This window comes from Muricoccus radiodurans (genome assembly GCF_050154705.1).
In the GTDB taxonomy this organism is placed as follows: Bacteria; Pseudomonadota; Alphaproteobacteria; order Acetobacterales; family Acetobacteraceae; genus Roseomonas; species Roseomonas radiodurans.
In genome coordinates this window covers 4168655-4184779 of the sequence record NZ_CP189561.1, presented here as the reverse complement: position 1 = coordinate 4184779, position 16125 = coordinate 4168655, and the positions used below count along the sequence as shown (strand labels likewise).

Annotated in this window: 11 protein-coding genes; 4 read left to right on the top strand and 7 right to left on the bottom strand. The window is 71.9% G+C overall.

Annotated elements, in window-relative coordinates:
• Positions 1-140: 140 nt before the first annotated feature.
• From ACP6CK_RS19695 to ACP6CK_RS19675, 5 genes are all read right to left on the bottom strand, one after another.
• The gene (locus ACP6CK_RS19695) at positions 141-3029 is read right to left on the bottom strand and encodes a beta strand repeat-containing protein (RefSeq protein ID WP_426955004.1); all 2889 of its coding nucleotides are present in this window, start codon (positions 3027-3029) and stop codon (positions 141-143) included.
• 266 nt (positions 3030-3295) lie between these two features.
• Positions 3296-5467, bottom strand: coding sequence for a calcium-binding protein (locus ACP6CK_RS19690; RefSeq protein WP_426955003.1), 2172 nt, complete (start codon positions 5465-5467; stop codon positions 3296-3298).
• Between the two features lie 487 nt (positions 5468-5954).
• Positions 5955-7673 carry a 30S ribosomal protein S1 gene (gene rpsA, locus ACP6CK_RS19685; RefSeq protein ID WP_426955002.1) on the bottom strand — a complete coding sequence of 573 codons (1719 nt, stop codon included), beginning with the start codon at positions 7671-7673 and terminating at the stop codon, positions 5955-5957.
• Positions 7674-7902: 229 nt separating this feature from the next.
• Positions 7903-8745, bottom strand: coding sequence for an aldose epimerase (locus tag ACP6CK_RS19680; RefSeq protein WP_426955001.1), 843 nt, complete (start codon positions 8743-8745; stop codon positions 7903-7905).
• Between the two features lie 5 nt (positions 8746-8750).
• Entirely contained in the window at positions 8751-9593 is an 843-nt protein-coding gene (locus tag ACP6CK_RS19675) for an NAD-dependent epimerase/dehydratase family protein (protein WP_426955000.1), read from the bottom strand.
• A 154-nt stretch (positions 9594-9747) separates the two neighbouring features.
• On the opposite strand from ACP6CK_RS19675, the gene ACP6CK_RS19670 reads away from it, so the two are divergent.
• Together ACP6CK_RS19670 and ACP6CK_RS19665 are read left to right on the top strand one after the other, a co-directional pair.
• Positions 9748-10239 carry a cupin domain-containing protein gene (locus ACP6CK_RS19670; RefSeq protein WP_426954999.1) on the top strand — a complete coding sequence of 164 codons (492 nt, stop codon included), beginning with the start codon at positions 9748-9750 and terminating at the stop codon, positions 10237-10239.
• Positions 10236-10967: a haloacid dehalogenase type II gene (locus ACP6CK_RS19665; protein WP_426954998.1), complete on the top strand. Its 732-nt coding sequence runs from the start codon at positions 10236-10238 to the stop codon at positions 10965-10967. The genes ACP6CK_RS19670 and ACP6CK_RS19665 overlap by 4 nt, the downstream gene beginning before the upstream one ends.
• A 58-nt stretch (positions 10968-11025) precedes the next feature.
• Here ACP6CK_RS19665 and ACP6CK_RS19660 read toward each other — a convergent pair whose 3' ends face one another.
• Entirely contained in the window at positions 11026-11829 is an 804-nt protein-coding gene (locus ACP6CK_RS19660) for a DUF2189 domain-containing protein (protein ID WP_426954997.1), read from the bottom strand.
• A gap of 224 nt (positions 11830-12053) precedes the next feature.
• Here ACP6CK_RS19660 and ACP6CK_RS19655 point away from each other — a divergent pair, with 224 nt between their 5' ends.
• The gene (locus ACP6CK_RS19655; protein WP_426954996.1) at positions 12054-13409 is read left to right on the top strand and encodes an amidase; all 1356 of its coding nucleotides are present in this window, start codon (positions 12054-12056) and stop codon (positions 13407-13409) included.
• 234 nt (positions 13410-13643) lie between these two features.
• Here ACP6CK_RS19655 and ACP6CK_RS19650 read toward each other — a convergent pair whose 3' ends face one another.
• On the bottom strand, positions 13644-15551 hold the full coding sequence (locus tag ACP6CK_RS19650; protein ID WP_426954995.1) for a caspase family protein: 1908 nt from the start codon (positions 15549-15551) through the stop codon (positions 13644-13646).
• Between the two features lie 187 nt (positions 15552-15738).
• Between ACP6CK_RS19650 and ACP6CK_RS19645 the strand changes: the two genes are divergently transcribed.
• Positions 15739-16071 carry a hypothetical protein gene (locus ACP6CK_RS19645; protein WP_426954994.1) on the top strand — a complete coding sequence of 111 codons (333 nt, stop codon included), beginning with the start codon at positions 15739-15741 and terminating at the stop codon, positions 16069-16071.
• Positions 16072-16125: the final 54 nt, after the last annotated feature.

The following is a 16125-nucleotide window of genomic DNA, read 5'->3' as shown; positions in this document are numbered from 1 at the left end:
GCCATCCATCAAGGCGCACCGCAAACGGCGAAGACGGGCGCTCCCATCCCCGCCGTCCGCGGCAGCCTCGGAAAAAAGAGAAGAGTGGGGGTCCGGGGGAGAGAATTCCTTCTCTCCTCCGGCGTCACCCGCGCCGCGGCTCAGAAGATGAAGTCGGACGCGACGAGGTTGCCGGACACGTCCACGGCCTGCACGACGATCCGCAGATCGGCCGACCCCTCTCCGGCGTCCGTCTCGACCAGGAAGCGGCCGCCACCCAGCGCCTCGGACCGCAGCTCCGGCCCGGTGCCGCTGAAGCCGACATTGCCGATGAAGCGGTAGCCCAGCCCGCCGAGCAACGGGGAGAAGTCGACCAGGTCGCCCTCCCCGCGGGAGAAGTCGGCGATCAGGTCCACTCCCGGCCCGGGCGTGCTGTCGGTGAGCGAGGCGAAGACGAAGCGGTCCGTCCCGGCGCCGCCGACGAGCACGTCTGCCCCGCCGCGGCCCAGCAGGTAGTCGTTCCCGGTCCCGCCGATGATGACGTTGCTCCCGTTGTCGCCCACCAGCACGTCGTTGAAGGCGGAGCCGGTGAGGTTCTCCACCTCGGTCAGCACGTCGCCCGCGGCGTCGCCGCCCACGCCGGCCGTGCCGCCGAGATAGGCCGCCACCCCGGAGCCAGAGGTGAGGTAGTCCACCGTATCCAGACCCGTCCCGCCGATCAGGGCGTCCGCGCCGCCGCCGCCGCGCAGCAGGTCCGCGCCCGCCCCGCCGATCAGCACGTTGGACCCGTTGTCGCCCAGCAGCGCGTCGGCGAAGTTGCTGCCCACCACGCGCTCCACGCCGACGATCGTGTCGCCCGCGGCATCCCCGCCCACCCCGACATTCGCCAGCAGGTTGACCGTAACGCCGGCGGCCGAGCCCGCATAGCTGAGCGTATCCGGCCCGTCGCCCCCCTCGATGTAGTCGGCGCCGGCGCTGCCCGTCAGGAAGTCGTCGCCGCCGCCGCCGAAGAGCGTCTCCGCCCCGGTGCCGCCGAGCAGGACGTCGTTGAACGCACTGCCCAGCACGCCCTCGATGGAGAGGTACACGTCACCCGCCGCATCGCCGCCCGAGACGCTGCCGCTGGCGAAGTCCACCACCACCGCGGCCGAGGAGCTGAGATAGCTCGCCACATCGATTCCGGCGCCGCCATCCAGCGTGTCCGCACCGGCCCCGCCCTGCAGGATGTCCGCCCCGCCCGCGCCGGAGAGCAGATTGCCCGCAGCATCGCCGATCAGGTAGTCGCCTAGGGCGGAGCCCGTGACGTTCTCGAAGCCCGTGATCACGTCGCCCGCTGCGTCACCGCCCGCGCCCGTGCCGGAAGCGAGGTTCACCGTCACCCCCGCGCCGGACGCCGCGTAGGTGAGCGTGTCCGTCCCCGCGCCACCATCCAGCGTATCCGCGCCGGCCGCGCCCTGGATGGAGTCGTTGCCGTCACCGCCGCTCAATGCGTTCGCCGCCGCGTCACCGATCAGGATGTCCGCACCCACGGAGCCCGTGACGTTCTCGAAGCCCGAGATGGAGTCGCCCGCCGCGTCGCCATTCGCGGTGACCAGCAGGGCCAGGTTGACGATCACTCCCGTGGCCGAGGCCGCGTAGGTCAGCGTATCCACCCCCGCGCCGCCGATCAGCGTGTCCGCGCCGCCGGTGCCCTGGATCGCGTCGTTGCCGTCTCCGCCGTCCAACCGGTTCGCCGCCGCGTCGCCGATCAGGTTGTCCGCGAGGGCGGATCCCGTGACGTTCTCGAAGCCCGAGATCACGTCGCCAGTCGCATCTCCGCCATTTGCCACGCTGGCCGTGAGGTTCACCGACACCCCGGCGGAAGAGGCCGCGTAGACCAGCGTGTCGGTCTCCTCGCCGCCGGTCAGCGTGTCGCCGCCGGCGCCGCCCTGGATCGCGTCATCCCCGCCCGCGCCATTGAGCGCGTTCGCCGCCGCATCGCCGATCAGGTTGTCCGCAAGCCCGGACCCCGTGACGTTCTCGAAGCCCGAGATCACGTCGCCCGCCGCGTCGCCGCCGAGGGCCGTGTTCGCCGCCAGGTTGACCGTCACGCCAGCGGTGGAGGCGAGGTAGTTCAGCGTGTCCACGCCTTCCCCGCCGGTCAGCGTGTCCGCTCCCGCCAGGCCCGCGATCGTGTCGTTGCCGCCCGCGCCGTTCAGCGCATTCGCCCCCGCATCGCCGGTCAGCTCGTCCGCCAGGCCGGAGCCCGTGACGTTCTCGAAGCCCGAGATCACGTCGCCCTGGGCATCGCCGCCGGACGCCGCGCTCGTCGTGAGATTGACGGTCACCCCGGCCGCCGAGGCCGTGTAGTCGAGCGTGTCAGTGCCCGCCGCGCCGGTCAGCGTGTCCACGCCCGCGCCGCCCGCCACCGTATCATCCCCGCCGGCGCCGTTCAGCGCATTCGCGCCCGCGTCCCCGGTCAGGCTGTCGGCGAAGGCCGATCCCGTGACGTTCTCGAAGCCCACGATCGTGTCGCCGGCCGCATCGCCGCCCGACGCGGCGCTGACGGACAGGTTCACAATCACGCCCGCCGCGGAGGCAAGGTAGTTGAGTGTGTCCGTGCCGGTGCCGCCATCGAGCGAATCCGCCCCAGCCCCGCCCTGGATCGTGTCGTTGCCCTCTCCACCCGAAAGCGTGTTCGCGCCCGCATCGCCCGTCAGGTCATCGTCGAAGCCGGAGCCGATCAGCACCTCGATGCCGGTGAGGACATCCCCGGTCGCCTCGCCGCCCGTTCCGGCCGTCAGGCCGACAGTCACGCCGGCCGCGGCGTTGGCATAGGTCGCGGTGTCGATGCCCGCGCCGCCGTCCAGCGCATCGGCCCCGTCGCCGCCCTCCAGAAGGTCGTTGTCGGCCCCGCCCGAGAGGGAGTCGTTGCCGGCGCTGCCGATGATGGTGTCGTTGCCGGCGGCCCCGGTGACGGTGTCGTTGCCGGCCAGCGCGTCGACCGATCCGGCCGTGCCGTCGCTCGTGATCGTGTCATCGCCGGTGGTCGGGGCGGGGGTGAAGGCCATGGGGCGGTTTCCTCTTTGATCGTGCCGCTGGCGGGCTGGCACAACTCAGCACAGACGCCCTCAACGCACGACGCAGAGGAAAGTAGCTGCAGGATCAAAAAAAGATGCGTTCCGTCACCGCAAAGTAAATGTGGCAAAATCATGGACAGTGCGAAGCAACCCCGTTCCATCTTCAGAGAACGGCTCGAAGCGTTTGCTTGCCAAGGACCGGAGAGGCCCGCCAGCCCCGTATACCGCGACTTCGCCGGCCCTGAGCTGGCCCCGTTCTACAGGACGATATCTGCGCCCGAGAGCCCCTGGACGCCGAGCCCGCCTCCCAGGACGACGACCCGGAGGTCCGCCAGCCCATCCCCGCTGTCCAGTTCCAGCAGCACGGTGTTCGCGTCCCAGGACTGCGCCCGCACCTGCGCCGCCCCGCCACCCGAGAAGCCCGCCGCGCCGACGAAGGCGTAGTCCCCGCGCGTGAGCGGCGCGAGGATGATCAGGTCTCCCTCCCCGCGGGAGAAATCCTCGATCACGTCGGCCTCGATCCCCGCCCGGCTGTCGCCGATCGCCTCCAGCACGAAGCGGTCCGCCCCTGCCCCGCCGAACAGCGAATCCGCCCCCGCGCTGCCGAGCAACCAGTCGCCGCCTTCGCCGCCGATGAGCAGGTCCGCGCCCTGGCTGCCGACCAGCGTGTCGCCCCAGGCGCTGCCGATCAGCCCCTCGATGCCGCGCAGCACATCCCCTGCCGCCGTGCCGCCAGCGGCCGTGCCGACGGACAGATTGATCGAGACGCCGGCAAAGGATTCGGCGTAGCTCCCTGTATCCAGTCCTTCTCCGCCATCGAGATAATCGGCCCCACCAAGGCCATGGAGCTGGTCGTCCCCCGCTCCGCCGAGCATCACGTCATTCCCCGCGGAGGCCACCAGGACGTCCGCGAAGGCACTGCCGACGACGCGCTCCAGCCCAATCAGCGTGTCACCCGCCGCATCGCCACCGGCCCCGATGCCCGCTATTAGGCTGACGAACACGCCCGCCGGCGAAGCCGCGTAGCTCACCGTATCCGGCCCGGCCCCACCATCGAGGTAATCGGTCCCGGCGCCACCATCGAGATAGTCGTCCCCACCGCCTCCGACGAGCGTGCCGTTGCCCACATGCCCGATCAGGACATCGTTGAACGCCGACCCGGCCACGCCCTCGACTCCCACCAGCGTGTCGCCCTCCGCATCACCGCCACCGGCCAGGCCGGTCGCGAGGTTCACGAAGACGCCTGCCGTGGACAGCACGTAGCCGACGCTGTCCCCGCCCTCCCCGCCGTCAAACCGGTCATGCCCGTTGCCGCCGATCATCGTGTCGTCGCCGGCCCCGCCCATGAAGGAGAAGCTTGGACGATACCATTCCGGGTGGAACCAAGCGGGCTGGAGATCATGTCGCCCACGGAACGCATCCCCGAAGGCTGAGCCGATCACGGTCGTGATGTTGTAGAAGGTGTCGCCCTCGGCATCACCCCCGGAGCCGGTGCCGCTCCAGACGAAGTAGACCGCCTCCGGTGAATAAGGCGGCTCATTCCGGAGGTTGAGGACAGCCGTGAGGTCGATGGACACCCCGGCTGCGGACGACGCGTAGCTCGCCTGGCTGAGCCCTCCCACGAGGCCTCCGCCTGCGGAGTCGGATATCGCGTCGGCGCCCTCTCCTCCCTCCAGCGTGGCCGATCCGCTACCGACCAGCTGGTCGTTGCCAGCGCCACCCCGGATGATGCCGGCCGCGCCGATCAACGTGTCGTCGCCACTGCTGCCCGTCAGGCTGACGGCGGAGCCCCCGATGACGCGGACAATTCCCTCATAGGTGTCGCCCGCCGCATCCCCAGTGTTCCTCGTGGGATCGGTGAGGTCCACCACCACGCCGTCGCCCGCTCCGGCATAGGATACGGAGTCCAGCCCATCGCCGCTGACAAAGCGGTCCGCCCCCGCACCGCCGATCAGCGTCTCGGGAGAGCCGGATCCGCCGATCAAGGTGTCATCCCCGGCCCCGCCGTTCAGGACGCCTCCCCAGTTCTCGCCGGCCGCAAGCAGGTCCGCGAAGTCGGAGCCGATCAGTCCCTCGATGCCGGTCAGCGTGTCTCCATCCGCGTCGCCGCCGGAAGTCTTGCCGTCCGCAAGGCTGATCGTGACCGCGGCGGCCGACCCAGCATAGCTGGCTAAGTCGATCCCATCTCCGCCGTCCAGGACGTCGGCACCCGCGTGTCCCGACAGCGTATCGTTCCCGAGCGTACCGGAGATGGAGTCGTCCCGATCCCCGCCCGCCAGAATGTCGCCGCCAATTCCACCGACGAACCGGGCAACGCCCGTTCCGCCAAGAAAATCTACTGCGATCGCGTACTGATCGACTGCAAGCGGATCGGAGTTCGGTAGCCCAGTGCTGAGAGGAGTAAAGTTGATTCCATCGGTCGAAAACACAAAGGGGCTCCCCGGCATCTCTCCGGGCTGGATCCAAAGGTCCGCAACCGGAGAAACCAGGGCGGAAAGCAGCGCGCCCTCGGTGCGCAACTCTTCGCTTCGAGCCACATCGAAATCCGAGAGCACGAGGTGCGTGTAGCGGTCTTCGAGATACAGGAAAGAACTATAGCGGTAACTCTGGGGCATTGAAGCGCGTGTCCCTGATCGCGCCATCGGCACGGCGCCGCTTCATTAATCGATCTTTAGGAAGTGGCTGCAAGACCACCACGCCGGAACAGCGGTTTCCAGGCCTCGCCTGTATGCCGATCGAACACGACTTCTCGCCGCCAGCGCCTCAGCACGGGACTTGCGCGAAAGGTTCTAACCACCGGCGACCGGCCTCACCGCTCAGCCGATACGTTCCCCCGAGCATTCCGGGACGACACGCAGAAAGGGCCGCCCCCTTCCGGGAGCGGCCCCTTCCATCCTCACGCCAGAGCGGCGCGGATCACTCGTCGGAGGACAGGTTCCGGCGACGGATCGCGGCGCCCAGAATATCGCCCAGCGACGCGCCGCTGTCGGCCGTGCCGTACTCCTGAACGGCCTGCCGGTCCTCGTCCATCTCCTTGCCCTTGATGGTCAGGGCCAAGCGGCGGGCGGCGCGGTCGATGGCCGTCACCTTCGCGTCCACCTTCTCGCCGATCGCGAACTTGTCCGGGCGCTGGTCCTGGCGCTCGCGCGCCAGCTCGGCGCGGCGGATGAAGCCCGACAGGACCTCGTCCACCTTCACCTCGATCCCGTTCGGCTCGACCTTGGTGACCACGCAGGTCACGATCTCGCCCTTGCGCACGCGGTCCAGCACCTCGGCAGCCGGGTCAGCCTCCAGCTGCTTGACGCCGAGCGAGATGCGCTCCTTCTCGATGTCGACGTCCAGCACCTTCGCCTTCACCATGTCGCCCTTGTTGTACTTCAACATGGCGCGCTCGCCCGGCTCGTCCCAGGAGAGGTCGGACATGTGCACCATGCCGTCGATCTCCGGCGCCAAGCCGACGAAGAGCCCGAACTCGGTGATGTTGCGGATCTCGCCCTCGACGATCGTGCCAGGCGGGTTCTGCTCCATGAAGACCTCCCAGGGGTTGCCCTGGGCCTGCTTCAGGCCGAGCGAGATGCGGCGCTTCGGCTCGTCCACGTCGAGGATCATCACCTCGACCTCCTGAGACGTCGCGACGATCTTGCCGGGGTGGACGTTCTTCTTCGTCCAGGACATCTCGGAGACGTGCACCAGGCCCTCGACGCCCGGCTCCAGCTCCACGAAGGCGCCGTAGTCCGTGATGTTCGTGACGCGGCCGGAGAACTTGCCGTTCACCGGGTACTTCACCGCCACGCCATCCCACGGATCGGCCATCAGCTGCTTCATGCCCAACGAGATGCGCTGCGTCTCCGGGTTGAAGCGGATGACCTGCACCTTCACCTGCTGGCCGATGGTCAGGGCCTCGCTCGGGTGGTTGATGCGGCGCCAGGCGATGTCGGTGACGTGCAGCAGCCCGTCCACGCCGCCCAGATCCACGAAGGCGCCGTAGTCCGTGATGTTCTTCACCACGCCGTCCAGCACCATGCCCTCGCGCAGGCCCTGGATGAGCTCGCTGCGCTGCTCGGCGCGCGTCTCCTCCAGCACGGCGCGGCGGGACACGACGATGTTGCCGCGCGCCCGGTCCATCTTGAGGATCTGGAACGGCTGCGGGGAGCCCATCAGCGGCCCGACGTCGCGCACGGGGCGGATGTCCACCTGGGAGCCGGGCAGGAACGCCACCGCGCCGCCGAGGTCGACGGTGAAGCCGCCCTTCACGCGCCCGAAGATCACGCCGTTCACGCGCACCTGCGCCTGGAACTGCTTCTCGAGGTTCGTCCAGGCCTCCTCGCGCCGCGCCTTCTCGCGCGACAGGACGATGGAGCCGTCCCGGTCCTCGTAGCGCTCGACGAACAGCTCGACGAGGTCGCCCGGCTTCACCTCGGGCTTGGCGCCCTGCGGCGCGAACTCGCGCAGGGGAACGCGCCCCTCGCTCTTGAGGCCGACATCGACGACCGCGACGTCGTCATCGATGCGGATCACCTTGCCCGTGACAACGGAGCCGGCGAAGCCCGTATCCGGGCCGAGCGTCGCGTCGAGAAGGGAGGCGAAGTCCTCGACGCCGGAGGCCGGCCGGTCGAGGGTGGTGGCAGAAGCCATGTAGATCCGTTTTCCTGAATGGGTCGCCAGGGCAACCCAGGGTCCTGCGCCCCGCGTCCGGTGGATCGCGGCACGGCTTGCCCGGAGACCGGGCCGAAGGGGGTTTTCCACCCGCCCATGCGGATGCGCCGCGAGGGCTTTCGGCCCACGCGGTGGCGATCACTTAATCCTTTCGCGCCCCGATCGCAAGGAAAGCGAGGGCAGCGGGCCGGATCCCTCCCGCCCGCCCTCAGTCCGGGCGGAGCGTCACCCGCCCGCCCAGGGCCTCCCCGCGCCGGAGGCGGCGCATGTCGCCGAGCGCCGCAAACTCCGGCCGGTTGGCCACGTCCGGCACGTGGCTGACCGGCTCCACGCAGATCACCCCGGCGCCGGAGGGCGCGAAGACCTGGAGGTTGCGCGCCCAGGCCTCCTCCGCCCGCATGACGTAGCCGGCGTCGCCCAGCGCGATCCGGGCGGTGCCGTCCCAGCCGGTGTAGTGCGTGTCCCGGCCGGAGAAGGCCTCCTCCCCGCCCGCGATGCCCTCCGTCGCCATGGTGCCGACGGGCAGGTTGCGCCCGTCCTTCTGCATCGCCCCCGTCGCGCGGAAGTCGATCCGCGTGCCGGCCGGGCGCGCGAAGAAGGGATGCCAGCCCGTGCCGAAGGGCATCCCCTCCGCCCCCTCGTTCGTCACTGTCAGCGCCAGGTGGAAGCCGCCAGCCAGCCGCACCTCCAGCCGCGCGGCATAGGCAAAGGGCTGGCCGTCCGCCGGGATGCGCTGCGTCAGCACGGCCCGGTCCGGGCCGCCCTCCTCCACCTGCCAGGGCCGCTCCCGGGACAGGCCATGCAGGGCCGTGCGCTCCTCCACGCGGTTGTGGGGGAAGCGATGCTCCCCGCCCGGATAGGGCAGGCGGCCATCGTCCAGCCGGTTGGTCCAGGGTGCCATGAGGAAGGCCCCGGCCCAGGTGGCATTCGGGTTCGCCCCCTCCGGCAGCGGCGCCAGCACGGGGCGGCCATCATGCTCCAGCACCGCGAGCGCGGCGCCGCGGTCGGGCAGCAGGACGGCGCGCCAGGCGCCGCCCGCCAGGGTCAGCACGGCGCTCAGTCCAGCGAGAAGGCATCCCGCGGGGACGGCGCCGACCGCGTGTAGTCCATCACCGTGTAGGCACCGCCCTGATAGCGCTCCACCACCGGATCGCCCGAGAGCTTGTCGCCAACCTTGTCGCGGTAGCGCTCCGCCGTGTCCTCCGGCTGCCAGCCGACCCGGTCCCGGTGGTCCTTCGCCCAGTAGCTGGTGGGATTGTCCGAGGCGCCCCAGACCACCGCATGCCCGATGCGCGGCGCCTCCAGGAACTTCACCACGAGCTTCGCGAGATCGGGATAGGCGAGCCAGGTCGAGAGCATCCGCGCATCCACCGGCTCCGGGAAGGACGAGCCGATGCGCACGTTCAGGTTCTCCACCCCGTGCTTGTCCCAGTAGAGGCGGCCCATCAACTCGCCATAGGCCTTGGACAGCCCGTAATACCCGTCCGGCCGGAAGGCGCAGTCCGCGTCCAGCCGCTGCTGCGTGTTGTTCGGCCGCTCGTGGAAGCCGATCGAGTGGTTGGAGGAGGCGAAGAGCAGCCGCGCCTTCTCCCGCCGCGCCGCCTCGTACACGTGGTACAGCCCGCGGATGTTCGGCCCGAGCACGACCTCGAAGGGCTGCTCCACCGACACGCCGCCGAAGTGAAGGATCGCCTGGCAGCCCTCGGCCAAACGCAGGATCGTCGGCCCGTCGTTCAGGTCCGCCTTCACGAAGCGGGCCTTCGGCGGCACCTCGTCGGGGAAGGGCGCGATGTCGGTCATGACCAGCGTCCAGCCGGCGGCCGCCAGCTCGCGGGCCAGCATGCGGCCGAGATTGCCGGAAGCCCCGGTCAGCAGGACGGGGCGGGACTTGTCGGGCACGGGCGTCTCCTTGGGCGTGGCCGCATGGTGGCGCGACCCGGGCGCGGCGTGAAGCGGGGTGGCCCGCGCCCCGCGCAACACCGGGCCGTGCGGATCGCGCCTTGCGCCGCCGGGGGCACGGGCCTCTGATCCCCGCGCCGGCAGGAGGGGAGCCATGAGCAAGAAGATCGACGTCGCGGCCGTCGCGCCGAATATCGGCACCCTCTACCCGCCGCCCTTCGACGAGCCCTGCCTGTCGCGGGAACGTCGCAAGCTCGGCGATGCCGCCGGCCTGACGCAGTTCGGCGCGAACCTCCTGCGCCTGCCGCCCGGCGCCTGGTCCAGCCAGCGCCACTGGCAGACCGAGTCGGACGAGTTCGTCTACGTCCTGTCCGGCGAGGTGACCTTGGTGACCGACGCCGGGGAGGAGATCCTCCGCCCCGGCGACTGCGCCGGCTTCAAGGCCGGCGACCCGGACGGCCACTGCCTGCAGAACCGCACGGACCGGGATGCGACGGTGCTGGAGGTCGGCACGCGCATCGCCACGGACGGCGCGCATTACAGCGACATCGACATGGTCTCCCCGCCCGGCGGGAAGCCGGTGCCCTACACCCGGCGGGACGGCACGCCCTATCCGAACCTCGGCCGCCGATCGAGGCCGGCATGACCGCGGCCGCACCGGAGGGCGTGCGCGCCCTCGTCTTCGACGTGTTCGGGACGGTGGTGGACTGGCGCTCGGGCGTGGCCCGCGATGCCGCGCCCTTCCTCGCGCGGCACGGCGCCGCGGGCGCCGACCCCGCCGCCTTCGCCGATGCGTGGCGCCGCCGCTACCAGCCCGCGATGGACGAGGTCCGCAGCGGCCGCCGCCCCTACACCCGCCTGGACGTGCTGCACCGGGAGAACCTGGAGAAGGTGCTGCCCGATTTCGGCATCGATCCCGCCCGCGTCCCGGCCGCGGAGCTGGACGACCTGAACCTTGCCTGGCACCGCCTGGACCCCTGGCCCGATTCCGTCGCCGGGCTGACCCGCCTGAAGACCCGCCACATCATCGCGCCCCTGTCGAACGGCAACATCGTGCTCATGCTGGACATGGCGAAGCGCGCCGGCCTGCCCTGGGACGCCATCCTCGGGGCGGAGGTCGCCCAGGCCTACAAGCCGCAACCCGAAGCCTATCTCCGCACCGCGGAGGTGCTGGCGATGCGGCCGGACGAGGTCTGCCTCGTCGCCGCCCACAACAACGACCTCGCCGCCGCGCAACGCTGCGGGTTGCGCACGGCCTTCGTCGCCCGGCCGACGGAGCACGGGCCGGGCCAGACGAAGGACCTGCGTCCCGAAGGCGACTGGGACGTGGTGGCGCGCGACTTCCTGGACCTGGCCGCGCGCTTCGGAACATAGCGCCGCACCCGGCCAGGACCGCCGGCGCACCCCGGGACGGGCGCGCCGGCCCGCCCGCTCAGCGCGCCACGAGCTTCCGGTACAGGTGCCAGGTCGCGTGCCCCAGCACCGGCACCACCACCGCGAGCCCGACGAGGACCGGCACGCTGCCGATCGCGAGCAGCCCCGCTACGATCAACCCCCAGAGCGCCAGCGGAGCGGGATTGGCGAGCACCGCGCGCACCGAGGTCCGGACCGCCGTGAGCGGCCCGACCGGCCGGTCCAGCATCAGCGGGAAGGACACCACGCTCACCATCAGCACGACGAGGGCGAAGAGGAACCCCACCGCGTTGCCGACCAGCATCAGCCGGTGCCCCTCCGGCGTGTGCAGCACCGCCCGCACCAGCGCCTCGAAGGAGGCGGGCGCCGGGCCGGTGAAGATCGCGTCATAGATCCCCCGCGCCACGAGCAGCCAGAGCACGAAGAGGACAAGGAGCCCGAGCCCGAGCAGAAGCACCCCGCCGAGGTTCGGGGAACGCAGCACGTCGAAGGCGTTCAGCCAGGTGGAGGGAAGGTTCCGCTCCCGCCGCCGGCTGAGCTCGTAGATCCCGATCGCCGCCACGGGACCGAGCAGCGCGAAGCCCGAGACCAGCGGCCAGAGCAGCGGCAGGGCATTCCGGCCGGATGCCGCGTAGCCGATGACGAAGCCGAGCACGGGATAGAGGATTCCCAGGAACACGAGCTGCGTCGGATGGGCCTGGAAATCCTCCCACCCCTCGCGCAGCGCATCCCACACCTCGGCGGCGCCGATGCGTCGGATCAAGGGTTCGTCGTGAAGCGCCGCATCGTCCGGGGCGCGGGTGAGAATCCGGGCTTCGGCCATGGTCGTCCTCCTCTCCGCCATCGGGATGGCGGTCGCGTTGCGGGTGCACCGCGGAGGGCCCGGTCGAAGCCGGCGTGGCAGGCAATCCTGTCACCGGCCGGCGGCCGGGTCGTCCACGCGCGGAACAGTAGAGCGCCGCGCCCCGGGCCGGCCAGGAAAATGCGGCCGGGAGGATGCGGCGCGCCGGTCTGGACGGGCCTCGACCCCGCCCGCAGGATGCGGCCATGCAGCTTCAGACGATCGAGGACGCCGCCCAGGCGCTGGCCGAAGGGCGGACCACCGCCGCGACCCTGGCGGAGGAGGCGCTGGCCCGCATCGCCGCCCCGGACGGCGAGGGCGCCCGCGCCTTCGTCGCCGTGCAGGCGGAGGCCGCGCGCGCCGCCGCCGGCGCGATGGACGCGCTGCGCCGCGCCGGCCGCGCCCCCAGCCGCTTCGCCGGCATCCCGATCTCCATCAAGGACCTGTTCGACCAGGCCGGCGTTCCCACCCGCGCCGGCTCCGTCGCCCTGCGCGACGCGCCGCCCGCCACCGCCACCGCCCCCGCCATCGCGCGCCTCGAACGCGCCGGCTTCGTCGTGCTCGGCCGGACGAACATGGTGGAGTTCGCCTTCTCCGGCACCGGCCTGAACCCGCATTACGGCACACCCCGCTCCCCGCACGGACGCGGCACGGGCCACCTGCCCGGCGGCTCCTCCTCCGGCGCCGCGGTCGCCGTCGCGGACGGCATGGGCTTCGGCGCGATCGGCTCGGACACGGGGGGCTCCTGCCGCGTGCCGGCCGCGCTCTGCGCCATCACCGGCTACAAGCCGACTGCGCGCCGCGTGCCGACGAAGGGCGCCTTCCCGCTCTCCACCACGCTGGACAGCATCGGCCCCCTCGCGCCCAGCGTCGCCTGCTGCGCCGTGCTGGACGCCGTCATGGCCGGGGAGGAGACGCCCGAAGCCCCCGCCCCCTTTTCGCTGGACGGCCTGCGCCTCGGCCTGCCCAGCGCCACCTACCTCTTCGACGGGCTGTCCCAGCCGGTGATCACGGCCTTCGACCTCGCGCTGCGCCGCCTGGAACGCGCCGGGGCCCGCATCATCGACGTCGCCCTGCCGGAGGTGGCGGAGATCCCGGCCGCCAACGCCACCGGCGGCTTCGCCGCGGCCGAGGCCTGGGCCATCCACAAGGACCTCGTCGGCCGTGCGCGTGACGCCTACGACCCGCTGATCCTCGCCCGCATCGAGCGCGGCGCCTCGATGACCGCCGCCGACCTCATCGCCCTAATGGCGGAACGGGCCCGGATCATCGCCGCCGTCGCACCGCGCACCGCCCCCTTCGACGCGATCATCGCCCCGACCTGCGCCCTGACCCCGCCCGCCATCGAGGCCGTCTCGGCGGTGGAGGACTTCAACCGCATCAACCTCCTCCTGCTGCGGAACACGGCGGTCGCGAATTTCCTCGACCGCTGCTCCATCTCCATCCCCTGCCACGCGCCGGAGGAGGCGCCGGTCGGTCTGATGCTGATCGGCGAGCACATGGGCGATGCGCGCCTCTTCGCGGTGGCCCGCGCGGTGGAAGCGGCTGTGCAGGGCGAGTGACTCCGGGGGAGAGAAGGAATTCTCTCCCCCGCCCCCCCCACTCATCTTCTTTTCTCAGGCTGCCGCGGAAGGCGGAGCCCGCCCGCGCAGCGGGCAGACGACCTCGGATCAGCACGCGCTGACAACGCGTTCGCCTCGGGTCACTGACCCGAGGCGCGACACCATCTCCTCCTTCCGCGGCAGCCCGACAAAAATAGAAGGGGGTCCGGGGGAATACCTTCCCCCGGCCTTCGTCTACCCCCGCTGCCGCGACGACACGACCACGCAGCTCCCCGGATTGCGCCCGCGCCCCGCGACCCAGACGGTGGTGGAGCCGCGCGGCGGCAGGCTGAGGTCGCCGCGGCCGACATGGGAGTTGGCCGCGCACTGGGCGCGGTAGATCATCTCCACGTCGCAGCCATTCGCGAAGGTGTAGCCGAAGCTGCCCGCCGCCGGGTCGGTGCGGCTGCCCACGAAGGAGACGCCGCAGGCCCCGCCGGCGCGCCCGGCCGAGCGCGGGGCGGGCACGGAGGCCACGGCGCCCGCGCCGGGCAGGCCGGGCCGGGCCGGCTCGGCGCGCGGCGCGGGAAGGGCCGCGAGGCGCTCGGCGGCGGCGCGGCCGGCCTCTCCGTTCGGGTCCTGGCGGCGAAGGTTCGTCCAGCTCCGCCGCGCCGGCTCCACCTGGCCCAGCTCCCGCTGCACGTCGCCAAGGGTCAGCAGGGCCCCGGGATCGGGCTGCAGGCGCAGGCCGAGGTCGAGCAGCCGCGATGCCTCCGCCCCCTGCCGGGCACCCCGCGCCTCGGCCGCGGCGGCGAAGAGTGCGCGGGCAAGGTCAGGCCGGGACGGCGGCGGCTCGGCCGCGAGGCGCGCGACGAGGGCGGGGGTGATGTCCTCCCCCTCCGGCGGCAGCCCGGTGGCGGCGCGGAAGGCGCGGGCCGCAGCGACGGTGCGGGGACCGGGCTCGCCATCCGCCGGTCCGGGATCCAGCCCGAGCCGCGCGAGGCGGAGCTGCGCCTGCCGGATCTCCCCGCGCTCGATCCTCGCCGGAACGGGCTGCGCCGGGGCGGATGACTCGGCGCCCGGGATCGGCTGGGACGGCCGCGGCGGCGCTGCGGAGGCCGCCGGCGGCACGGGCGTCGCCGCACTCAGCGCCGCGAGGCGGCTGCGGGCGAGCGGCGCGAAGATCCCGTCCGGCCAGCGGGCGAGATAGGCTTCCAGCTCCGACGGCCGGTTCGTCCCCTGGACGGACTGCCAGAACAGCATCTCCGCGCCCGATCCGTCCGGCGTCGGGCCGGGCCCCGCGGCGCGCGGCGCCTCGGCGGCCGGGCCGGGCGGCGCCGGCGGGGTCGGGACGAGGAAGAGCTCGCCCGTCGCCTGGTCGTAGATGGCGGGGTTCTGCTGGTGGCGCACGCTGGCCGCGTCCGCCCGCACCTGCTCCCGCACCTGCTTCACCGCGGAATCAAGGCTGACGCCGCGATTGGCCAGCGCCGGCAGCAGGTGTCGGGTGAAGACGCTGTTGGGCGAGGCGTCCTGGTCCGAGAGGCGGTCCAGCGCCGCCTCCCCGATCCCCGCCGAATAGACGACGTAGGTCCCGCGCGGCGCGTCCGCGCGCCCGAGGCCCCGTGTGCGGCCGACCGAGCGCCCGGAGTTGCGCGGCAGCGGATTGTCGCGGCAGGCGTCGATCACCAGCACGGAGTACCGAACCCCGGAATCGGACATGAGCTGCGCGACATCCGCCAGCAGCAGCCCCTCCCGCAGCACCACCGTCTCGGACAGGGTGGCCGGCAGATCGGCGGGCAGCAGCACGTTCGTGCCGCGGATCTCCACCCCATGGCCCGCGAAGAAGAAGAAGCCCACCTCCGCGCCCCGCAGCTTGTCCTCGAACTCGGACATGCCGTCGTTGATGGCGCGCCGGTCGGCATCGGTGCGGAGCACGACCTCGAATCCCGTGGCGCGCAGCCGCTCGGCCACGGCGGTCGCGTCGTTGCGGGCGCGTGTCAGCGGCGTGACGGCCGTGTAGCTGTCGATCCCCACCACGAAGGCCACGCGCCGGCCCTGCGCGGCGGCCGGCCCGGCCTGCAGGAGCACGGCCAGCATCGGGACCAGGAGCAACAGAAGGGCCGTGCGGCACGCCGCGGCCCGCGCCGTTCGAATCACGCGCATCGTCTCCCAACCCGGCATCGGCGATCGGTGGCCCTCAGCGATTCCGGCGATGAGCGTGAATTGTGACGGCCGCGCCACGGGCCTTCAAGCGAAGCCTCTGTCGCGTCTGTCCCATCCGGGCGCGGCCCCGCTTGCCGGCGACCGGCACGAACCGGAAGCTGGCGCCGGAACGGATCGGAGAACAGGCATGCGCGGGATCATCGCGGCGCTGGTGGTGGCCGGGCTGGCGGGGACGGCAGGACCGTCGCTGGCGCAGCCCGCCCCCGCGGCGGGGCGCTTCCAGGTGGCAGCCGCACCGGGCGCCCCGGGCGCCCCGCCCACCGTGGTGATGGTGGACACGGCGACGGGGCAGAGCTGGGTGCTTGTGCAGACCCCGGGCCCGCCCGTGCAGTGGGCGCCGGTGCGCTTCTGGACGCCGGGAAGCCCGCCCGCCCTCGCGCCGCTGCCGCCAGGCCCGTCCGAGGTCGGCACCCGGCCCGCGGCCGAGGGACCGCAGCCGCCACCGCAGCGCGGCCGTTGAAGAAAGGCCGGGGGAAGGAATTCCCCCGGGCCCCCTTCTCTTTTTATCAGGCTG